Raw genomic sequence first — 23,445 nt, forward strand, 5'->3', positions numbered from 1 at the left:
CCCCAATTGGGGCATTTCAAGTTAACGCATAAATTGCTAGGCACTACACCACAAAGCGATCAAGCAATTGCTTCTGTGACGTGGTACTAACGCGTTGTTGTTCCATCGACTCATTTGAGGACTGGGCTAAACCAGATACTTCGGTCGACAGGTCTTTGATTTTGACGGCGTTGCCGCTGATGTCTTCCGCCACATGGCTTTGCTCTTGTGCGGCTGAGGCAATCTGTACGTTCATGGTACTGATACGCTCAATCGCGGCACTGATGTTCTGTAACGACTCGTCAGCAAAGCGTGCTTTTTCGACCGCTTCTCCTGCTGTGTTGCGGCTCTCATTCATGGCCGCCGCCACCGCGCCAGAACCTGCCTGAAGCTGTTCGATCATGTCACGAATTTCAGTCGTGGATTCTTGCGTGCGCTGCGCTAGGGTACGCACTTCATCTGCCACAACAGCAAAGCCACGACCGGATTCCCCTGCCCGTGCCGCTTCAATCGCAGCATTAAGCGCCAATAGGTTGGTTTGGTCAGCAATATCATTGATCACACTCAATACTGTCTCAATATTCGCTGTGGCGGTTTCAAGCTTTTGTACCTCAACCACGGCCTGCTCAATGCGACTAGACAAAGCATCAATCGACATGGCGGTATCACTGACCACTTTTGAACCGTCAATGGTGTTTTTGTCAACTTCTAACGCGGCTTCAGAAGCGTGCTGAGCACTTTGCGCCACTTCGTTAGCCGACATGGCCATTTCATGAATCGCCGTCGCAAGCAGATCCAACTCCTGCATTTGCATGCTTGTGGCTTGAGCCGATTTTTGCGAATCGAGCACAGTCTCATCACCACTGGCAACAATTTCATCACCTAGATGCTTTAACTGCTTTATCTGATCTTGGAGGCTTTCTGTAAAAGTATTAAAGCCTTCTGCCAAACTGGCAAACTCTGGTGTGTTACTCACTTCGATACGTTTTGTTAGGTCACCTTTACCGGTAGCGACTTCTTGGATCGCAGCATTTAAGCTGTCGAGCGGACGCATCAACACCTTAATCATAAGCATTAGCGCGATTACACTGATGATCACACCAATGACAGTGAATATAATCGAGCTATTACGCAGTTTACTTAAGGTAGCGTAAGCTTTGTCTTGATCCACCACCGAAACAATGTACCAACCCTCTGCTTTATCGAAACGCATACTAACCATGTAAGGAATGTTGGCCACGGTTAAATATTGCTTACCCTCTTTCAATTGAACGTTAGCAAAGAAATCACGAATGTTTTTGCCGTTGTTTGAAATCTCAGGATGGGCAATCGCCGTACCATCGTCAGATATAATGAATAGATAACCAGCATCCATTAGATTGGCAGAGTTCACCAAGCTAGCCAGTGATTTCAGTTCCATATCAAAATACATGGAACCCACAAACTTGCCTTGTTGATACACAGGTGTTGCGATCGAGATAATAGTATTACCCGACGACACATCCACATAAGGGTCTGTGATAACCAAACCGCCGGTTTGCTTTGGTTCAGTAAACCAAGGGCGTGTTTGGGTCACATAGCCTGCGCCAGGATCCCAATTTGGATCATTATCTATAATGATGCCGTCTGACTCATAACCAAAACCAACAGACAAGAAACTTTGCTTCACTGCGGCTTGATCAATCAAATTCTTAACGTACTGACGATCATTGGGGTTGAGTTGAATCGCCTGTGTAATGGCAAGAGCAAGTAACTTCTTATTACTTAACTGCGCCTGAATAGTATTCAGTACGCCCTTTTCAATTTCATTTAGACTCGTTGCAACCAGTCCTTCCACTTCATTTTTTACGGTACTTTGCTGTTGTAAGCTCAATAAGCCAACGGTCAGCAATAAAAGTAGAGCGGATGCTCCGACAATTTTGTAACTAAAGCGCATTTTTTTACCCTGCTTAATTTTCCACCTAGCGGTCACTTTTTGACTATCAGTGACTCATAATATTTATAACCATCGATTTTAATTATTTACTTCAGACCACCAAAAACCATAAATAATATTTATAAATTTTTTGGAGTAACTTTAATAAAAAAATTAGCTATATACTCAACCAATGGAATGTACAAAATATTACAGCGAAACAATTAGTTACAGAGTTTTGTAAAATTATTTACGATTTAGATCATATCGCTCAACAAGATATAACCACAGCAAAACCCAGCAATGATACAACGATTTAAAAATGGAATATCCCATTTCAATATCGCACATATTAAATTGTCTATTTGGTTATAATTGATCTGATATTTTCCCAATTATATAAATAGTAAAACAATCTTTTCGAAAACGATTCTCACTTATATGACCGTAAAACGAAGCGCCTTATAAAAACAAAAAATGCCCCGTATGGGGCATTTTGGTGAACTAGAGTTTGACCGACGAGTATTACACGATAAAACGATCGAGCAATTGTTTCTGAGCAGAAGTGCTCACACGCTGCTGCTCCATAGACTCGTTTGACGATTGTGCTAGACCAGAGACTTCGGTCGACAGATCTTTGATTTTGACGGCGTTGCCGCTGATGTCTTCCGCCACATGGCTTTGCTCTTGTGCGGCTGAGGCAATCTGTACGTTCATGGTACTGATACGCTCAATCGCCGCACTAATGTTCTGTAATGACTCGTCTGCAAAGCGTGCTTTTTCGACCGCTTCTCCTGCTGTATTGCGGCTTTCATTCATGGCCGCCGCCACCGCGCCAGAACCTGCCTGAAGCTGTTCGATCATGTCGCGAATTTCAGTCGTGGATTCTTGTGTGCGCTGCGCTAGGGTACGCACTTCATCGGCTACTACAGCAAAGCCACGACCGGATTCCCCTGCACGTGCCGCTTCAATCGCAGCATTAAGCGCCAATAGGTTGGTTTGGTCGGCAATATCATTGATCACACTTAACACGGTCTCAATATTCGCTGTGGCGGTTTCAAGTTTTTGTACTTCAACCACGGCCTGCTCAATGCGACTCGACAAAGCATCAATCGACATGGCGGTATCACTGACCACTTTTGAACCGTCAATGGTGTTTTTGTCAACTTCTAACGCGGCTTCAGAAGCGTGCTGAGCACTTTGCGCCACTTCGTTAGCCGACATAGCCATTTCATGAATCGCGGTCGCAAGCAGATCCAGCTCCTGCATTTGCATATTGGTTGCCTGAGCCGACTTTTGCGAGTCAACAACTGTCTCATCACCTTTTGCAACAATCTCATCACCTAGCTGTTTCAGTTGTTGAATCTGACCTTGAAGACTTTCCGTAAAGGTATTAAAGCCTTCTGCCAAGCTGGCAAACTCTGGTGTGTTACTCACTTCGATACGTTTTGTTAGATCACCTTTACCCGTAGCGACTTCTTGGATCGCAGCATTTAAGCTGTCGAGCGGACGCATCAACACCTTAATCAAGAACATCAATACGATCACGCTGATGATGACACCAATAGTGGTAAAGATAATTGAGCTGTTACGTAGCTTACTTAGTGCAGCAAAGGCTTTATCTTCGTCTACGATGGAAACGATGTACCAGCCTTCAGCTTGGTAATAACGCATATCCACTAAGTAAGGCACGCCCTCAAGAGTTATGTTTTGGACACCTTCTTTCAGATTAATATTGGTAAAGAAATTACGAATATTTTTGCCGTTATTAGAAGCATCAGGATGGGCAATCGCAATACCGTCGGCTGACACTACAAATAAATAACCTGCATCCAATAGATTGGCAGAATTGACCAAGGTAGCGAGCGATTCTAGTGACATATCAAAGTAGATGGCGCCAACGAATGTTCCTTGCTGATACACGGGTGTGCCAATAGAAACAATGGTATTACCTGATGACACATCCACATAAGGATCCGTGATAATCAAACCCCCAGATTGTTTAGGCCCAGTAAACCAAGGTCGTGACTGTGTCACATAGCCAGGACCCGGCTCCCAATTAGGATCATTATCAACGATACTGCCATCCGCTTCGTAACCAAACCCTACGGCAATAAAACTCTGTTTAATCGCGGGCTGGTTCAACAGGTTGCTAACGTATTGGCGGTCCATAGGATCCAGCTGAATAGCTTGAGTGATCGCTAGAGCAAGTGCTTTTTTGTTACTGAGCTGTGCATCTATTGTATTAAGCACACCCTTTTCAATTTCACCAAGACTGGTGGAAACCAGCCCTTCAACTTCATTTTTGACCGTGACTTGTTGCTGAACGCTTAATAAGCCAACCGTTAGCAGTAACAACAATGCCGAAACGGCAACAATTTTATAGCTAAAACGCATTTAATTACCCTGGATTACTTCCACATAAATAAGAACTGTTTTTATTTACTGGCAACAAGTATTAATTGGAGGCTAGCTGCCACTCGCATCAAACCTCAGAATCAAAGTGCAGGAATTATGTCTTACTTACAAATATTGACATATATCTTGTTTTTGTTGCATTTTGTAAAAAATATTAGTGGATTTTCATGTAAGAAATAGTTCAGCGCAAATCATTTTTTACAGTTTCTTTTCAGAATTATTATTTTTTCTTATACATTTATTTAAAATTTAATCTAAATCATTAATTTTACAGGGATAAGTGATCCCTCTTTTATCAATAAGGCGCTTTTCTTGCACAATAAAACCTCATTTATATTAGTAAAATCAAAGATAAGAAACGTACTTTTAGAGCGGGCTAACATGGCATAGCACCTCTACTACTTGTCACACTAAGAAGAAGTCGTTTTTATAAAGACATGTTGAAGCGTTAAAACTATGTTGATTGCTAGTCAGCCTGACCTTGTTATTTGGGGAATTCTGCTTAATTTGATTGCCTCACAATAAAAAAACCTCGATGACTTATTCAGCCAATCGAGGTTTTATGGGTACTCAAAAACGTTAACTTAATGACCGGTGTAGCCTGAGTACATGGGATGACCTGAGATGTTTAACGCTTCTGGGAATTCCACTTTCAAGATGGTGCCGGTATCCGATTCCGTGATAAACAAGGTACGTAAATCTTTACCACCAAAGGCACAGTTGGTAGTACCTAAGCCTTTCGGTGAGCGCACCACAGCCACCGGCCGACCTAGATGATCGTGCACCCATACCAAGCCCATACCGGTCTGACAAACCACCACACCGTTTTGTGCCGTCAATGCCAAACCATCTGGGCCAGCGCGACCGCCATTAAACTGCAGGAATAAACCGGCTTTATTCACTCGGCCACTTTCCGACATCGGCAAGCGCCATACAGCATTGGCACGGGTCACCGCTAAATAAAGAACATGGCTATTTACATCCAATACCAAACCATTTGGGCTGGGGGCCGTATCAATTATACAGGTCAACTCCCCCGTTTCTGGCTGCCAACGGTATACACGACCGGTTGGATCGTGCAGACCGGTTTGACCTTGATCGGTAAAGTACAAGGCGCCATCTGGCCCAAAGTGAAGATCGTTACAGCCTTTAAAGCCTTCTGAATCACAATCCTTTAAAACCCCCGTCACTTCACCAGTTTTCGGATCCAGTTGCATAATGCCATTTTGGAAGTCGGCAATAAAAATGCGCCCGTCTTTGTGGATCTTTAAACCGTTGGGCTGACCATCGTATTCGGCGATCTGCTCAACATTCCCTGCATGGTCCGCACGCATAATGCGGCCAAATGGAATATCGACAAAATACAGGTTGCCATCACGGTCAAACGATGGTCCTTCAATGAAACTATCGACCGGCACACCGCGCTTATTGCGTGTTGCCCAATAGGACGAAGCATTCGGACGGCGCAAAGACTCAGGTAACTCAGTGAATACCTGTGCATCAAATACAGCGGGTTCTGGAAGAGGATAAGTCATGCTATCCACCTGTTGTTAAAGAGGGTAAATACAAAGCGATCTCTGGGAACGCCATCAAAAGGAATAAGAAGCCGACAATCACGATAAAGAACGGCAAAGTGCCCATGACCACATCTTCTACTTTGACCTTATTGGATGAACTCGCCACCACAAATAGAATCACGCCTAACGGTGGTGTAAGTTGACCTAATTCCACCAAGATCACCACAAACACACCAAACCAAATCAGGTTAATATCCAAGGCGTTTAAGGCAGGAAAGATCACCGGCACTATGATGGCAATCATCCCTAGGCCTTCCATAAAACAGCCTAGAATGGCAAAGATCACCATCACAATAATCAAGAACACAAAGCGCGAAACATCCGCATCCTGCAGGTAATTCACCAAGGTTTCACCGGCTCCCGACAACGCGGTCGCATAGGCAAAAATCATCGAGGTAAACACGATAAATAAGATGTTACCGCTCATCTTAATGGTACGCGTTAACGCATTACGAAGTAACGTAACATTCAAACGCTTATAAAGCCCTGCCACCAACATGGCACCTAATACACCGACAGCACCCGCTTCTGTTGGGGTAGCAATACCGCCATAAATACTGCCAAGCACAATAAAGATCAGCATTAGAAACGGCAGCACATCTAAGCCCGCGCGATACAGTTCTTTAAAGGTCAGCTTGCTCTTGTCCACTGGCGCTAAATTAGGATTCAAAGTACAGCGAATCATAATCAGGCCCATATAAAACAGCGCCAGCAAAATACCCGGCAACATGCCAGCAGAGAACAACTGCGCAATAGAAGTTTCGGTGAAGGTTGAGTAGATAATCATGGTGATCGACGGCGGGATCAAAATCCCCAAGGTACCGCCAGCCGCTAAAGAGCCCGACACCAAACGAATGTTATAGCCACGAGAAGAGAGCTCAGGCAGTGCCACAGTCGACATCGCTGCTGCCGTTGGCGCACTGCCTCCTGAAATCGCCGCAAAAATACCGCTACCAGCGATGTTGGTATGCAATAAGCCACCCGGTAAGCGTCGTACAAACGGTGATACACCATTATATAAACGCGAACTTAAGCCCGAGCCAAGCAGAATTTCGGCCATCAAAATAAACAACGGAATGGCCGCCAAGGTAAAGCTATTCGCAGAACCCCAGCTGACAATGCCAAGTGCCTTCCAACCAGCAAAGCCCTTGATGGCCCAAAGATACGCAAGGCCGGCACTGGCGACGGCGAACTGCACCCACATACCACCAACAATAAGGCCTACGAGAAGACCAAAAATTAAAATGCCTTCCATTATTCGTTGCCTTCTTTTACACGTAACAAGATCAGCATGTGTTCTAGTAAGAACACAGCGATGACCACAAACCCAAGTGGTAATAGGGTTTGTGGTATCCATAAAGGTGTGCGTAAAACAGTTGGGGCAAACTTTCCGCGACTAAACGAACTGCCGACTAAATCGAAGGTTTTCCAAGCCAACACCGCACAAATCGATATCGCAACGATGGTGAACAGTACACCGAGCAACCGTCTTACTGAGAATGGCAGCGCATCAAACACCACTTGCACTTGAAACAAAGAATTAGAACGCACCGCCATGGCCGCACCAAATAACGTGAGTGCCACCACCAGATACCCCGTTACTTCCTCAACAAAGCCGAGTGAGTAGCCAAATACGCCTCGTAAAAAGACTTCCAAGGCGACCAACAGCACCAAAGCGGCCAGCATCACCGAAGTCAGCACGCCAACGATACGTCCCAGTAGATTAAAGAAAGGCGCAGCAGGTGCTATGCCTTGTAATGGTTGCTCGGCATGCATACTACTTACCTATCGCCTTTAACACTAACGCCAAGGCTTCTTCGTATTGTGGGCCATTTTCTTTGGCCCACTCAGACCAGTAAGGACGTAGCAATTCACGTGCCTTAGCGGCATCACCGTCCGCCGCCATAGTAATCGTCATGCCTTTCGCTTGCTGATCGGCCATTTGCGTTTTTTCATCTTCGATGAATTCAGCTGAGGTTTTCTCGCCCTCTTCAGCGACAATGGCACGTAATTTCGCTTGATCGTCTTCATCGAGATCTTCAAACGAATCGATGTTCGCGATGATCATTGAGTTACCGTAGTTCACCGCAAAACGGTAGTTGTTGGGTAGGAATTCATGCCATTTCTTGGCACCGCCAGCACTGGCTGTTAATACCCCATCTATGACACCACGCTCAAGCGCTGTTGGTACTTCTGTACCAGATAGCGTAATCGGCAAACCACCAAACGCTTCAACAAAATGGCCTTGCTCAGGAGAGGTCACACGGATCTTACGACCTTCAATATCGCTAAGCTGATTTACAGGGAAGGTAGTGAAGAACACCTGTTGTGGGTAACGGTAGCCACCCAGCAAAACCACATCTTGCTGTGCAAATGCGTCTTCTAACATAGGTTGCATCGCCGCATAGGCTTTTTGCCACTCGGCATCGTTTTCGATCAGCATTGGCAAGTTCAGAACGCGAGCGATTGGCACATTACCTGAGAAAAAGAAGTCCGCGGCGAAATCAACAATGCCGTCCCCTACCGCTTGTGTAATGTCAGCGGATTTGATCTGCAAGGTTTTACCAAGGTGCATTTTGATATCTAAGTCACCGTCGGTTTCCGCTGCAACACGTTCGCTAATACGAGTCATGCCTTTTACAGCAGCCGTGGTTGATACAGAAGAATAGGTATAACCCGTCCAGCTGGTGGCATGGGCTGCAAACGTACAAGCCATGATGGCACTTGCAACGATCGTTTTGATTTTCATATAAGTCTCCGTAGCATTTACACTATATTTATTATTGCTAACAAAGTTAGCCAAGACGTTTCTTGGCTACTTACGAAAAGGAAAGGCCGGTGACCATGACGAAACACCAGCCTTCCTAAACTCTGCCCATTAGCCTTTCGACTGACGAGCCTTCATCACGCGACGTTTGATCATAGGACCAACCACCACCGCGACCGTCATGGCCACCAACACTAAGCTAGTTGTGTTGGCAAACAAGGCAGACCATTGGCCTTGACCAATCAATAGCGTTAGACGTAGGTTCTCTTCGGCAAAGCCTCCTAAAATCAAACCCAGCACCACAGGTGGTAGTGGGAATTTGAATTTGTCCATGACATAGCCGATCAGACCAAAACCAAGCATCAAATACACATCGAACATACGCTCGTTAATCGAGTACACACCGATGAACATCAATACGATGATGATGGCGCCCAACACTGGACGAGGTAGTTTCAATAGATGAGCAAAACTGTTGGTTGCTAATGAACCACCTAAGAAAATCAGCAGGATGGCACCAAATAGGAACTGCCACATGAAGCCAAACACAATGTCAGGGTTATCACGGAACAGCATTGGACCCGGTTGCAGACCATGTACCAACAGACCACCTAGCATTACTGCCGCCACTGCGGTACCAGGGATACCTAACGTTAAGGCAGGAATTAACGCGGAAGCCGTGTCGGCGTTGTTCGCTGTTTCCGATGCTGCCACACCTTCTGGCTCACCTTCACCCCATTCGCTAGGATTATTGCTGGCACGACGCGCTTCGTTGTAAGACATAAACGCCGCCATCGAACCGCCTGCACCTGGCAAAATACCAATCCAGATACCGATCAAAGAAGAGCGCAACCAAGTTTTCCAGAAGCGGAACATTTTCGGCAAACTGCGTAGCAGAGATTCCGTTTTAAGTGCTTTACCAGCGGCTTTGGTGTCCAGCGGTTGTTCTAGCAAGTCGATCACCGGAGGCATCGCGTACAAACCCACTAGCAGAATGACCATGTTAATGCCGTCAAGTAACTCAAGCTGACCAAAGGTAAAGCGGTCTTCACTGGTGATTGGATCGGCACCCACCATGGATACGAAAATACCAAAACAAGCACTGATCAAACCTTTGATCGGGCTTTCACCGAGCAAGAAGATAATGCTACATAGACCAAATACGGCGATCCAGAAGACTTCCGATGGACCAAATAGCAGTGTGACTTTCGCCAATGGCGGCGCTAGTAGCATCAGTGCAAGTGCACTGGCGATACCACCGATGGCAGAAGACACCACAGCGATTTGCAAAGCAAAACCACCACGCCCTTTTTGCGCCATTGGATAACCGTCAAAACTGGTGGCCACGGCCGCTGGCGTACCAGGAATACGCAGTAATACAGCAGGAATGGCACCGCCGTACATGGCGCCATTGTAGATACCTGCCATCAAACCCAAGGCTACTAGAGGATCTAGACCAAAGGTAAAAGGCACCAATACTGAAATCGCCATGGTGGCACTTAGACCAGGCATGGCACCGACAGCGATACCGGATAAAACGCCAATAACGATCGCGGTAAAGTTATCAAATGTGAGCACGCTCGGTAGAGCTGAGATTAGTTCCATATACATAGTCAGTCACCCTTACCAAATCGAGCCCATTGGAAAATCTTTGGCCATTGCCATGCCAAAGACCAGATAAATACCTGCTACAACGATCACATCAGATACCAAAAGAATTTTTAGACTACGGCAACCAAACAGATAAGCAACAACCGGCACGAAGATCGCTGTGGTTAAGTAAAAACCGAAAAAATCTACACAGGTAACGAATAGAAAGACCGCCAACAGCGCACCGAATACGCGTCCAGGGGATTGAAGAGCAGGTTTTTGGGATGCTTTATTGCTTCGTGCCTTTTTGATGTCAGACAGAACCAAAATGACAGAAAGCACCATCATAGCGATCAGCATAGCCACCGGTAGCAAAGATGCATTACCCGTTAGCTCTAATGCTGGGATAAGAAACGCAGCGGATGCGATAAAAATGCAGAATGCAATTACTATCATCGGCCGCAACAATGGTTTGGTATTGTTATTATTCATCACAAGCCACTTCACAAAAGGTAAAAAAATGGTGCGGGAAAAACTCACCCCGCACCGTTAGCTTTTATTTCCAAGGAGTGGTTTCCCACACTTGTTTTGCCAAATCGTATAAGTCACTGTTTAGCTGTTTGAAGTCTGCACCGATAGAGGCTTCAACAGGGTTCGCAGTGGCGTTCATTTTTGCGATTAACTCAGGATCATTCGCCGCTTTCTCAAACGCTTCTAGTAGTTTTGCTTCCACGTCCGATGGAAGACCCGCTGGGGCAACAAAACCACGCATCGCACCGTTTAAGAAATCAACACCCTGCTCTTTGAACGTAGCCACCTCAGGAGCGAACTCCGAGCGTTCAGATTGAGCCACACCGATCACATTCAATTCATCTTTAAAGGCCGCCACTTCTGAAATGTTCAGAACGCCTGCTGCAACGTGACCACCTAGGATGGCAGTACGAGCTGCTGAAGAGCCTTTAAATGGAATAATGGTGAACTGTGTATTAGTGATGTTTTGGAATTTAGTCAGACCTAGGTGATCATCACCGCCAAGACTCGACATCCCCACCGTGATAGAACGAGGCGCTTTCTGGGCCGCTTCGATCAACTCTTGAGCAGTAGTAATGCCAGTTTTCTTAGAGGTTACGATTACGTTTGGATCGTTAACGATGTTCGCAAGGTAGGTAAAACTGTCAGCCGTGTACTTCGATTCACGGTCCAAGGTACGAGCCATCATACCTGGTAGGTTGTATGTGCCAATGGTGTAACCATCTGGATCTGAGTGTGCCACCTCGGTGATACCGATCTGACCACTCGCACCTGGGACGTTTTTCACCACGATGCTGGCGTCATTGCCAAGGTATTTCTCAACAAACGGTACAACATTTCGCGCCATGACATCTGTACCACCACCCGCAGCAAAACCAACAATTAGGGTAATTGGTTTTTCTGGGTAATCAGCCAATGCAGCACCCGATGCGAATAACAAGGCACTCATAAGCGCAGCTTTCTTTTTATAATTGAACATGCGTCTTCTCCTGAGATTTAGCGTTTTAGTTGGGGTATTCCCCTTTAAATTTAAGTCTCCGCTCAGACTCAAATTGGTGATTAACTGCGTGACTCATTCACATCACGCAGTTATTTAACTTAATGATTATTCAGGGAATTTACAGCCTTTTTCTTTCAATGCTGCGTCAACCCAGCTGCGATCGTTAGTACGTGCCTTGATCGCTGCCATTTGTTTCACTTCTTTGTCTTGCTTTTCCATCGTACTCGCAAGAATCTCTTCTGCGTGGTCTAGTGGCACTGCCAAGACACCATCACAGTCACCAATCACGATGTCACCTGGGTGAATCACCATGCCATCAATGCTGATCGGTACGTTGATTTCACCTGGGCCATCTTTGTAAGGACCACGGTGCGTAACGCCTGCCGCAAACGTTGGCAAGTTAGTTTCAACAAAAGCATCTAAATCACGGATCGCACCATTCAGTACAAAACCTGCTACACCACGGTTAATGGCATGCGCTAGCATCAACTCACCCATTAGAGCGTTACTAAGATCACCACCCGCGTCCACTACGATAATGTCACCGGGTTCAGCCATATCGATGGCTTTGTGAAGCATTAGGTTGTCGCCTGGACGTGACTTAACGGTGATAGCAGAACCAATCATGGCACCTGAAGCGTGCATTGGACGAAGCGTTGGACCCGCAGCAAACACTCGGTTCATTGAGTCAGATACGTTTGCCACTGGCAGACCGGTAAAGGCTTTGATCAGTTCATCTGATGCTTTGCGTTCACGTTTTAGGATTTGAAAACCAATAGACATTTCTTATTCTCCTTGCTGCATGAATTGCGCTGGTTCGGCTAACAATTTGCGGTTAATAATTCGGTGAGCGGGCAACAATTGACCTTCAGCAATGGCAACAACGCCTGCTGCTGCATCAACGCTGACTCGAGTACTGCCTTCTGTTGTCACACCACCGATGTGTGGTGTCACGACAATAGCAGGCTCTTTTAGGAATGGATGATCAGCCGCTGGCGGCTCAACCGCGAAGGTATCAAGACCAGCACCCGCTAGATGACCAGAATGAATCGCTGCGACCAATGCAGCTTCATCAATCAAGCCACCGCGTGCTGTGTTGACGATGTAGCTACCTTGCGGCAGCTTAGCAATGCTGTCGGCGTTAATGATCTCACGCGTTTGCTCTGTCAGCGGACAATGCAGACTTAGGATATTGCTCTTTTCTAATAGCTCATCCACGCTGTCACAACGGGTTACGCCATGCTCAGCAAACATCGCATCGCTGGCGTACGGATCGTAGCCAAACAGGTTAAGGCCAAAACCTTTTGCCATTTTCGCCGTCGCTTGGGCAATGGCGCCCATGCCAAACAAGCCCATGTTTTTGCCCGCTAGCTCGACGCCAGAGAAACCTGGTTTTTCCCAGCGACCTTGGCGTAGGCTGTCATCAAGTGGCAAAACACGCTTAACAGTGGATAGCATCAAAGCGATAGTGTGCTCAGCAACAGAAACCGCGTTTGCACCAGTTGCAACGACCACAGGAATATTACGCTCTGCAGCCGCTTCGATATCGATGTTGTCGACACCAACGCCGTGCTTAGCAATGACTTTTAAGTGAGGAAGGCCCGCATCTAGAGTGTCTGCATCTAGGCGACCCATTCGAGAAATGATTCCTACCGCTTGTGTTTCACGCAGTAGGTTAGCAATGGTCTCACTGTCCGCGTACGGCGGAGTATGGATAGGTGTGTAACCATTGTCTGCTAGGTATTGTGTAGCACTAGGCGCAAGCGCTGGCCCAGTCACAAGAATATTTTTCGTTGTCATATTGTTCTTATTCGTTGTTAGTTAGATCACGCCTTGGCGGCAACCAAATCAAGATCATTGGATGACAATAAAAATTACTTATGTCGTCCTGATAGAAAATAGACTACGAGATAGATATTCTTTATGATAGCGAATAATTTTTTAGCTTAAATAAAGATAATCTTTATCTATGGACACAAGACAACTCAAATCGCTGGCCGCTGTTCGAAAATACGGCACCTTTGCTAAAGCTGCAGAGTACGTCAACCTGACGCCCGCTGCGGTCGGACAGCAGATTGCCGCCTTGGAACAAGAGCTAGATGTGGAACTGTTTGATCGCTCTACCCGCCCGCCCGCCTTGACGCCTCAAGGCTTACAAGTGTTAGAGATGGCAAGCGAGATACTGCGCTTGGAAGAGGATACCAAAGCGTCCCTGCGCGGCGATCGTATCTCAGGCACCTTGGTGATTGGCTCCGTTCGCTCCAGTGCGGTGAACTTGTTACCTGCCGCCATGGTAGAAATGCGTAACAAGTTTCCTTTCTTAAAAACTAATTTACGCATCGGTTTGTCAACCAACCTAGTATCCGATGTGGAATCTGGTCACCTAGATGCGGCGATCATCGCCGAACATGTTGGCATCCCACCGACTTTGCGCTGGAGCCCATTCCTCAATGAGCCATTATGGATAGTGGCCGCAAAGGGTGTCAAAGTCGGTACGCCTAAAGAGATGCTCAGTAGCCTACCGTTTATAAAATTTCGCAGCTCAGTCCCTTTAGCGAACTTGATTGATACCGAAATTTCACGCATGGGCGTGACCACCAACGATGTGGCAGAGATTGATATGATTGGCACCATTTTGACCTGTGTTCGACATGGTCTAGGAATTTCCGTGGTCCCTCATGTGGCATTGATGGAATCCGATGCTAGGGATTTACAGCGCATTCCGTTTGGCAATCCACAACTTACACGTCAAATTGGCATTGTAGAGCGCAAAAACTGCCCTAGGGGATTAGTAGTAGAAACGCTTCACAACATTTTGGCTAACCATAGCGGCCTTTACGGTGTGAAGCGTAGAGATGAGTAAATATAACTCTATATTTACGATTAATATCTTTAAATAAGAGCTCTTTCGCTGCTGTTGCAGTGTAGTTGTGCTTAAGCCCCATTCAAACTCTTCTTTAGTCAGAAGAGTTTGCCGCCGCCCATTTCACGATATTTTCAAAAGCCACACTGAAATAGAGCTCGTAGCTGTTTTTCTCCACATATCCAATGTGCGGCGTAGCGGTGACGTTATCAAGCGTTAGCAAGGGCTCGTTTTCAAGCAGTGCTGGCTCCACATCAAACACATCCAGCGCGGCTTGACGTCGAGGGTGATGACGCAAGGCTTCAAACAACGCATAGGTCTCGATTAACTCCGCGCGACTGGTATTGACGAACAAGGCATCTTCTTTCATTAACGCTAGATCTTCAGCCTTAACACAGCCACGAGTCGCTTCATTCAAACGCAGATGCAAACTGATCACATCAGAATGGCTAAAAAAGTTTTGTTTACAATCCGCAGCACGATAGCCATCTTCTAGCGCTTTTTGCCTAGAGGCTTCACTACCCCAAACTAAAACATGCATATCAAACGCTTTCGCATATTTAGCGATCTGCTGGCCGATTTTACCGTAGCCCCAGATGCCGATGGTTAAGCCCTTGAGGGTTCGACCCAACCCCAATTGACCAGAGTCCTGCCATTGATCAGCACGCATATTATTTGAATAAGTAGGAATATGTCGTGAGGCAGACATAATCAGCGCCCACGTTAACTCTGACGGCGCCACCGGAGAACCCACACCTTCGACAACAGTCACGCCATATTGCTGACATAAATCCACATCAATATGATTACTGACCTTACCCGTTTGACTGATTAACTTTAGATTGGGGAGTTTTTTTAGAAGGGATTCCGTGATCACGGTGCGTTCACGAATCAATACCAACGCATCAACGTCATGCAACTTACGCACTAACGTATCTTCGGCGTAGGCATGATTTAATACCATTACCTCATGCCCCGCTAAAGTATCGAAGCACTGTAAATTACGCACCACATCTTGATAATCATCTAACACTGCGATCTTCATAGCACACCACTCCTTTTTGCTGTGTCCTCACTTATGATGCTAGCAGTTTAATCGTAAGATGACATAGCTCTATGGCGTCATGATTAACTAACTTAGCCCAAAGAAGTAACGATCTATCTTAAATTGCATTAGCTGGTGACATTGCCTTTCATCCAAGCCTTTTAGACGATCATAGAAGTGTCTAGCCTGCTCTTCAAATACATCCACCAAATGCGGATCAAAGTGACTACCGCGACCCTCTTTGATGATATTAAAAGCTTCTTGATAACTAAAAGGCTGCTTATAAGGGCGCTCGGAACAAAGCGCATCAAACACATCGGCAATGGCGAAAATCCGGGCATTAAGAGGAATCGACTCACCCGATAACTGCTTGGGATAACCCGAGCCATCCCACTTTTCGTGATGCGAACCAATCACTGGAATCGCAGGCTCTAGCCATTTAATGCCCTCTACCATGCTGACACCTTCTTCAACATGGGTTTTCATAATAGACATTTCATTCTCATCTAAACGACTGGGCTTGAGCATAATCGTATCTGAAATGGCAATTTTGCCGACATCATGGAGATAACTCCCCAATATCAATGCTTTAATCTGATCTGTATCCACAGCGGCTTTTTCAGCCAGCTCAACCGCCATCCAGGCAACGCGGTAATTATGAGCACCGGTATCTGAGTCACGTAAGGAAATGGCTTTGCCCAAGGCCAGCATCATATCGATGTTGCCCTTTAGAATTTCTTTCGACTGTCGTATATGTTCACGATTGAGATACACGATGGTTGGGTAAATCACCAACGCACACAACCAGACAGCACCGATCGACAGCAGAGCCACCATTAGAGAGTAATGGCGAATGTCAGCTTGCTGCCAACTAGGGACAACTCGAACCCCTTCCATATAGCCCCAAATACCGGAATCTTGCGTTTCAATCGGCACAAAAATTCTTAGCACCCAACCATCTTCTGAGGTGGTGATGCTTTCATAAGCTGGCTTTAACGTATCTGGTTTATCGTGATGTGGCAGTTCATCTTCGATCTTTGAACCGCTTGGGGTCAGTGACTCGGATAATTTCTCACCTTGGGCATTATAGAGTTCAACGATATCAAACCAATCCAGCACCAGACTTTGTGTGACTTGCTCCGCTATCTGTTCAACTTGCTCAGGCTTGGCAGCCACTAAGCCAAAATGCTGAATCGTATCGTGGGTGACGTCCATGGCAAGGTCGACAGATTCTCGCTCAGCATTTTCAACTGCCATAAACCAAGCAATTGCACCGGCCCCCAAGCTAATCAATAAACCAGTCAAAATAATGCGCTGCAACGCACGACGAGCAAAGTCCATAAACAGTCCTTAGAATACTGATCCAAAGAAAATAAGAAGCGATGATGCAACAAATTTCTTATTTAACGCTTATGGCTCGAATGTCATCTAATAGTCGATTCGCTGAGTGAAGCGCTTCCGAAAAATCGTAATCTTCCAGTTGCTGCAATAACAGGTTCAGCTGTAATTGATAAGAATCCGCTAATTGATAACGAGCAAGTTCGGCACAGCATTCAAGCGCATCTGCATCACCACCTTCAGACAAGTCCACGACGCGTTGTAATAGACCAATTAACCTTTCATCTTGAGTAAAAGACTGCTCGAGTTTTTTCTGATCTTGCATATCGCGTAACCTTGATAAACTCTGTTCTAGCTCTTCTAAACCGTTACGCAAGTCCTGTATCACACTTTGCAGATACTGATCATTTAAATCGGTTATTTTTTCAATCCGTTTGGCAATGGCTACTAGATTCACCGCACCTAGGTTACTGAAAATGCCGTGCAAGTCATGGCCCACAAACTGTAGGCTATCAAGCTGTTTTTCATGCGTTAAGGTTTTAATGTGATTCACAAGTGCTGGATATTTACGTTTATAACGCCCCCACAAATCTAGATATTGCGGTAAACCGCCAGGGATACGCTTCAGAGCAGAACGTAAACTCAACCCCGGTAGCATTTCTGGTACAGCAGTTTCTGCAGTTTGAGCTGCGTTACCTATCACCGTTTTACGGGAAGAGATACACCATTTCAGTAGCACTTCTTTGAGCTCTGCTGGGTCGATGGGTTTGGTCAAATGATCATTCATACCGGCTTTGATGCTTCGATCACTGTCCCCCACCATGGCATGAGCCGTTAAAGCGATAATTGGTAAGTCTTTATATTGTGGTAGCTTGCGAATCTCATGGGTCGCCTTAAAACCATCCATCACCGGCATTTGTAAATCCATCAATACCAAACTGATGTCATGCTCTGCGAGTGCTGATAAGGCTTCTGCACCATTTGTGGCACTAACCACTTCAAAACCCATTTTTTCGATCAGGCCCGTAGCAATCATCATGTTGATCGGGTTGTCTTCGGCAATCAGTATTTTCTTACCAAAAAGCACCTTGGATTCTTGTTGAGAAGAGCCTCCCACCACAACCTGCTCGGCAGTGGACAAATAGTTAGTGACTGACCTGAGCAATCCTTCTGGAGTCCGTAAATGGGTGAGAAAATGAAGCTCTCTTTCAAACTTGTTCCGCAGCCTAAGCTTTTCCGCTTGGCTCGTTATAATGATCACCCCCGATTCTGAAGAAGCGTGGTGTAAGCGTGATAGCCAAGCATCCACCTCAGCTACTCTGATGCCACGGGCATCGACAACGTGTAATTGGCAATCCGTTAAGGCCTGATCATCAACCATTGCCGTATCTGTGGATGCTACGTACACCAGATCGGCACGCAAGCCATAAAACAAATTCGGCAATGAGGCGTCCTTTGCAAAAAGACTCAGCTTACTCACCCCATCGAGTGCTAATTTGCTATCAACTGTGCTGGCAATAGGTAAGGTCAGTTGCAAGGTAAACACCGAACCAACGTCTGGCTCACTTTGCACTGCTAACGAGCCAGACATAATATCTACTAATTGCTTACAAATGGATAAACCTAATCCCGTACCACCATAACTTCGGCTGGTGGAAGCATCCGCTTGGGTAAAGGGCTGAAATAAGCTTTTCAGCACAACTGGGCTCATACCTATACCAGTATCCCTGACCTGCACTTCAAAACTGACCTTATCTTCCATTTGCTCGATCATGCGAACACTCACGAACACACAGCCCTGACTGGTAAACTTTATCGCGTTATTAACCAAATTAGTTAATACCTGACTAATACGTACCGAGTCCCCAAGCATGGTTCGAGGTAAGTTAAAGTCATAATCAAACACCAACTCAATGCCCTTCTTGAAAGCATTGAGATGGTTCACATCGTAGACATCTCGCAATACATGATCCAAGCGAAACTCCTGTGGATCCATTTGTAATTGACCTGATTCAATTTTCGAGAAGTCTAGAATGTCATTAATAATCACCAACAGGCTGCTCGCTGACGCCTGGATCTTATTCAAATAGTCACGCTGCTGTGGTTCGAGGGAAGTATCTTGAAGCAGATGGCTTAATCCGATAATACCATTCATTGGCGTGCGTATTTCATGGCTCATATTGGCCAAGAAATAGCCCTTGTGCCGGTTCGCGTTTTCCGCAGCCTCCAGCGCCTCCTGCAATTCCTTGGTTCGCTCTTTCACAAGTTCCTCTTGCTTAAGCACCATTTCTTGCAAGTGTGTATTGAGCTCATAGAGCTCGCTGGCTTTGGCCTCCAGCAAAGTTTCCGCTTCGAGACGAGAACGTTGTTCTCGCTCTAAACGGCGCTTTAATCGTTCTTCCAAGTCCGTCATGAAAGTTTTTCGATCTCAAAATGTGTTTCATACAGCTCATCCGAATCAAGGTTCTGATACGAAATCTCTAGCTGCTCATTAAAATATTCAGCACAGCCCTTGATTAGCCCAAGCGCCAATATTGAGAAAGGCCGCTTCGAGCGATACTCCATGTGTAACTTTGAAGAATCTATGCGAGTACACTTAAACTCCGGCAACTCTGCATTAGGGTATAATTTACGAACTTCGACATGGATAGAGTTATCCACCGACTCAAGCATGTCTAAGGCACTATCTTTATCTGCTACAAGCATCGGATATTTAGAAATTAACGCTGAAAACAAATGCTTACCAAAAGCTTCCACTAGATCATCCACGGGAATATTGGTTTTTTTGCTTAGTGCCACCACCAACTTGATAATATCCGTGTGTTCATAATAACCAACCGAGGTGTACGCCCCGCCAGTACTCAAGGTTGGATCATCTAATAAGTCATCCAAAACGTCTTCGGAAAACGTTTCTTTAATCATTTCCATAAACTGAATATAGACTACGCCAAGCATGAATTCCCTCACATATTGATTACATCTTGTTAACGAAACAGCACTTAATCAAGCTAACACATGGTCGTAGTTTTGCTATAGCATTAGAGTTAATAAACTGTTAATCGTTGTAACTGGCATCAATTGCAACGGGCAGATTCAAAGAGGAATGGACATGAATGAACAGGGCTTAAAGACCATCTTGGTGGTGGACGACGAACCTGCCAATATCACTGTTTTATCAGGTACTTTAAAAGACAATTATCGCGTGATCGTTGCCAAAAATGGCAAACAAGCCATCGAACGCATTGAGAACGTTGTTAAACCTGATTTAATTCTACTCGACATCATGATGCCAGATATGGACGGCTATGAGCTGTGTCAGATCCTTAAACAGCGCGAAGAAACCAAAGACATTCCCATTATCTTTGTTTCCGCGATGAGTGAGTTTAATGATGAAGAGAAAGGCCTACAGCTAGGTGCGATTGACTACATCACCAAACCCTTTTCCCCTGCCATTGTCTTGACGCGAGTCCGCAACGTCCTGCAGTTACGTGACGCTCAGTCATCATTAGAAAATCAAAACAAAGCCTTAGAACAAATCGTAGCCGAGCGTACTCGTGAAGTGTATTTAACACAAAACGTTACAATTCATGCTCTGGCTTCGTTAGCTGAAACTCGAGACAACGAGACTGGCAATCATATCCGCCGCACGCAATATTATGTGAAAACATTGGCTGATAATCTGATGCAAAATGGCTATCACCTAGATGAGTTGACTAAGGAAAACATCGATTTGATGTTTCGTTCAGCACCACTGCACGATATTGGTAAAGTTGGCATCCCAGACAGTATTTTGCTCAAGCCTGGCAAACTCGAAGCAGACGAATTTGTGATTATGAAAAGCCATGCTTCATTAGGCGCTCAAGCGTTGCGAGCAGCGCAAGCGGCGGTTGGAAATAACGAAACAGAATTCTTACGTTATGCCCGAGAAATTTCAGAAACACACCATGAAAAATGGGATGGATCAGGCTATCCAAAAGGCTTAAAGGGAGAGGATATACCGATTTCTGGCCGCATTATGGCGTTGGCCGATGTTTATGACGCGCTAATTTGTGCTCGAGTTTACAAACCAGCTTTTTCCCATGAAAAAGCCAAAGAAATTATTTTAGAGGGCAAAGGTAAGCATTTTGACCCGAAAGTAGTCGATGCCTTCCTCAATATGGAAAGCCAATTCCAAGCCATTGCAGAAGAATTTAAAGACTAAACTATGATTTCCATAAAAAAACCGCCCGAAGGCGGTTTTTTTATGCATATTAATTTTTTAGAACGTAAAGACCTTCATTTGTTGCCTTAACGTTCCCATACGATCTCGTAAATTACGGGTCGCAGAGCTAGATTGATCCGCCATACTTGAGGCGTGCTCGCCCTGCTGTGATAAGGCTTGTAGACCTTCATGGACTTCACTGATCGAAAGTTCTTGATCCTGTGTACTCTTAGCGATTTGAGCATTCATATCAAATACCACCCCCAGCTGAACACTCATCTCATCCAACTTAGTGCGCGTATCACGTAGCCCAGACAAACCATTCTCAGTAATACTCGCGCTGTTTTGCATTTGATCCGCCATGCGTTGCGTCGCACCACGTAGACTATCAATCATACCTTGAATGTTAGTGGTTGAATTCGATGTACGAAGCGCTAGTTGACGCACTTCGTCCGCCACTACCGAGAAACCTCGTCCATGCTCACCCGCACGGGCGGCTTCAATCGCGGCATTCAACGCTAATAGATTCGTCTGTTCTGAGATGCCACGAATCACATCCAACACTTCGAGTATCTCATCTCCATGATGCTGCAATACGCCCATTTCTTCACGATTAGAGGTCATTTCCGCTTGCAAGTTTTCAATCGCATTAACGCTCATCTGCAATTGCTTAACGGACTGATCTAATATCTGACGCCCTTCTTGGGATTGCTCCCCTGCGTCTCGGGCAGAGTTTGCAATATAAGAGACTTGCACCGCTATGCCTTCCATCGTGGCTGAGATTTGCGCGAGAGCAGCTTGCTGCTCATGGAAAGATTGCGTCGTCGTTTGTGCTCCAACTTCCAGTTGCGAAGACAGATTCTCAGTTTCATCCGACACCAAAGCTACTTCTTTCATGGTCAGACGCAAACGCTCCATTAACTGCGACAATTGCACACACAAATCGCCAATCTCAGCACGATCTCGAGTACTAAAGGTCATCGACAAATCCAGTGATTCTGAAACTTGGCTAATCTGCTGACGCAACCGAACCACAGGTCGAATCAACGCCCCTGTTACCGGATATAAAACCATAAGCGCCACAGCTAACAACACGGACGCCAAGATGAAGATAACTGTTTGGTTGTCTCGAATGTCTGCGGTAATGTCACTGGTTGGCACTGTGGCTACGATGTAACGCTGTAAACTCGGAATCCAGTAGCTGGCAATGTAACTATTATTTCCTTGCCAATTCCCTTCAATGACTTGAACAGCTTCGCTTGGCTTCGCAATCAAAGGGGCAATCACAGGGTCTTGACTTAAATTAAGCTCTGTTCGGCTGTTTTCAGGACTAACATCAACATGACCATCCGCGCCGACCATCATCACGGTACCGTTGGAACCAATTTGATAAGACTGAATCAACTTGGCAATGGCTGCCAAATCCATAACACCACCCGCAATTAAATAGGGGCTGCCTGCTGAGTTATGCTCAACACTTGAATAGTTAATAAACATGCGTAACGCGTTGCCACTGAAATCATTGGAATCCAAGTTCAATTCATAAGCAGCATGACGGCTTAAATAATCAAAATACCAACTATCATCGCTATTGGACTTTTCTAATGCTCGGCCGTGCAATTTACCGTCTTCGTAATGGTAATACACCATTTTCTGGCCATTATTAGCGGCAAGAAACACCCCCAAGGCTCCGATTGAAGACTGGGTTTTCACCATCGTTTTTGACACTAGATCGAATTCACTTTCTGGCATCCCATCTTGCACCCATTGGATGATAGTTGGGTTGTTTGCTAAGGCCTGTGAACCTGCAATCATGATGTTAAGCTCAGCTTGAATGCCGCTGCCAATGCCTTCTAGGGCTAATGGAAGTTCATAATTTTCAAGACGTTCCAGTCGATCTTGACTGGAAAGGATGGCTTGGGCCGTCATAACGATTACCAGCTGAGCCAGTAGTATGAGTGCAACCACAAGATAAAAACGTGTTCGTAAACCTAAACGATGCCAAAATTCCATATTCAACTCCCTATCCTAACATTAGCCCTTGCAGAGATATGCACTGACCGCGTTAATTCCTAATGGCAAAGGTGAGTCAAAGGAATAAGCATTCGCCTATTCTTCAGTGAGGAGAGAGTCATTCCATTGACTAATTCCTGACAAAATTATCATGGGTGATTTCAAATAACTAGAGATATGTCAACTAACACAATTACATTAGGGTCAG

The 23,445-nt window shown here is 45.7% G+C and carries 18 protein-coding genes; 2 read left to right on the top strand and 16 right to left on the bottom strand.

The features are described from left to right. Window positions 1-43: 43 nt before the first annotated feature. The 11 genes from ACOSVP_RS07555 to ACOSVP_RS07605 form a co-directional block, all read right to left on the bottom strand. Entirely contained in the window at window positions 44-1,915 is a 1,872-nt protein-coding gene (locus tag ACOSVP_RS07555; protein ID WP_487346886.1) for a methyl-accepting chemotaxis protein, read from the bottom strand. Between the two features lie 504 nt (window positions 1,916-2,419). Next, entirely contained in the window at window positions 2,420-4,291 is a 1,872-nt protein-coding gene (locus tag ACOSVP_RS07560; protein ID WP_487346887.1) for a methyl-accepting chemotaxis protein, read from the bottom strand. A 605-nt stretch (window positions 4,292-4,896) separates the two neighbouring features. Next, window positions 4,897-5,847: an SMP-30/gluconolactonase/LRE family protein gene (locus ACOSVP_RS07565; protein ID WP_487346888.1), complete on the bottom strand. Its 951-nt coding sequence runs from the start codon at window positions 5,845-5,847 to the stop codon at window positions 4,897-4,899. Window position 5,848: 1 nt separating this feature from the next. Then, window positions 5,849-7,144, bottom strand: a complete 1,296-nt coding sequence (locus ACOSVP_RS07570; protein ID WP_487346889.1) for a TRAP transporter large permease — start codon at window positions 7,142-7,144, stop codon at window positions 5,849-5,851. After that, window positions 7,144-7,665, bottom strand: coding sequence for a TRAP transporter small permease (locus ACOSVP_RS07575; RefSeq protein WP_487346890.1), 522 nt, complete (start codon window positions 7,663-7,665; stop codon window positions 7,144-7,146). The genes ACOSVP_RS07570 and ACOSVP_RS07575 overlap by 1 nt, the downstream gene beginning before the upstream one ends. A 1-nt stretch (window position 7,666) precedes the next feature. Continuing rightward, a complete protein-coding gene (gene dctP, locus ACOSVP_RS07580) occupies window positions 7,667-8,638 on the bottom strand; it encodes a TRAP transporter substrate-binding protein DctP (RefSeq protein ID WP_487346891.1) in 972 nt (323 codons plus the stop codon). A 129-nt stretch (window positions 8,639-8,767) separates the two neighbouring features. Beyond that, window positions 8,768-10,267: a tripartite tricarboxylate transporter permease gene (locus ACOSVP_RS07585; protein WP_487346892.1), complete on the bottom strand. Its 1,500-nt coding sequence runs from the start codon at window positions 10,265-10,267 to the stop codon at window positions 8,768-8,770. A gap of 12 nt (window positions 10,268-10,279) precedes the next feature. Beyond that, window positions 10,280-10,738 carry a tripartite tricarboxylate transporter TctB family protein gene (locus tag ACOSVP_RS07590; protein WP_487346893.1) on the bottom strand — a complete coding sequence of 153 codons (459 nt, stop codon included), beginning with the start codon at window positions 10,736-10,738 and terminating at the stop codon, window positions 10,280-10,282. A 64-nt stretch (window positions 10,739-10,802) separates the two neighbouring features. Further along, window positions 10,803-11,756, bottom strand: coding sequence for a Bug family tripartite tricarboxylate transporter substrate binding protein (locus ACOSVP_RS07595; RefSeq protein WP_487346894.1), 954 nt, complete (start codon window positions 11,754-11,756; stop codon window positions 10,803-10,805). 126 nt (window positions 11,757-11,882) lie between these two features. Beyond that, on the bottom strand, window positions 11,883-12,560 hold the full coding sequence (locus ACOSVP_RS07600; protein WP_487346895.1) for an RraA family protein: 678 nt from the start codon (window positions 12,558-12,560) through the stop codon (window positions 11,883-11,885). A gap of 3 nt (window positions 12,561-12,563) precedes the next feature. Beyond that, window positions 12,564-13,577, bottom strand: a complete 1,014-nt coding sequence (locus tag ACOSVP_RS07605; protein ID WP_487346896.1) for a hydroxyacid dehydrogenase — start codon at window positions 13,575-13,577, stop codon at window positions 12,564-12,566. Between the two features lie 169 nt (window positions 13,578-13,746). Between ACOSVP_RS07605 and ACOSVP_RS07610 the strand changes: the two genes are divergently transcribed. Then, a complete protein-coding gene (locus tag ACOSVP_RS07610) occupies window positions 13,747-14,640 on the top strand; it encodes a LysR family transcriptional regulator (RefSeq protein WP_487346897.1) in 894 nt (297 codons plus the stop codon). Window positions 14,641-14,734: 94 nt separating this feature from the next. Here ACOSVP_RS07610 and ACOSVP_RS07615 read toward each other — a convergent pair whose 3' ends face one another. The 4 genes from ACOSVP_RS07615 to ACOSVP_RS07630 form a co-directional block, all read right to left on the bottom strand. Continuing rightward, window positions 14,735-15,685 carry a D-2-hydroxyacid dehydrogenase family protein gene (locus tag ACOSVP_RS07615; protein ID WP_487346898.1) on the bottom strand — a complete coding sequence of 317 codons (951 nt, stop codon included), beginning with the start codon at window positions 15,683-15,685 and terminating at the stop codon, window positions 14,735-14,737. 87 nt (window positions 15,686-15,772) lie between these two features. After that, complete coding sequence (locus tag ACOSVP_RS07620; RefSeq protein ID WP_487346899.1) at window positions 15,773-17,026, bottom strand: HD-GYP domain-containing protein; 1,254 nt, start codon at window positions 17,024-17,026, stop codon at window positions 15,773-15,775. Between the two features lie 58 nt (window positions 17,027-17,084). Further along, window positions 17,085-19,436, bottom strand: a complete 2,352-nt coding sequence (locus ACOSVP_RS07625) for a response regulator (protein ID WP_487346900.1) — start codon at window positions 19,434-19,436, stop codon at window positions 17,085-17,087. Beyond that, window positions 19,433-19,978 (bottom strand): heme NO-binding domain-containing protein, encoded by a 546-nt coding sequence (locus ACOSVP_RS07630; RefSeq protein ID WP_487346901.1) that lies wholly within the window; start codon window positions 19,976-19,978, stop codon window positions 19,433-19,435. The genes ACOSVP_RS07625 and ACOSVP_RS07630 overlap by 4 nt, the downstream gene beginning before the upstream one ends. Before the next feature lie 154 nt (window positions 19,979-20,132). On the opposite strand from ACOSVP_RS07630, the gene ACOSVP_RS07635 reads away from it, so the two are divergent. Beyond that, window positions 20,133-21,224: a response regulator gene (locus ACOSVP_RS07635; protein ID WP_487346902.1), complete on the top strand. Its 1,092-nt coding sequence runs from the start codon at window positions 20,133-20,135 to the stop codon at window positions 21,222-21,224. A 57-nt stretch (window positions 21,225-21,281) separates the two neighbouring features. On the opposite strand, the gene ACOSVP_RS07640 is transcribed toward ACOSVP_RS07635, so the two are convergent. Then, window positions 21,282-23,237: a methyl-accepting chemotaxis protein gene (locus ACOSVP_RS07640; RefSeq protein WP_487346903.1), complete on the bottom strand. Its 1,956-nt coding sequence runs from the start codon at window positions 23,235-23,237 to the stop codon at window positions 21,282-21,284. Window positions 23,238-23,445: the final 208 nt, after the last annotated feature.

Source organism: Marinomonas sp. HM11-D (genome assembly GCF_057626615.1).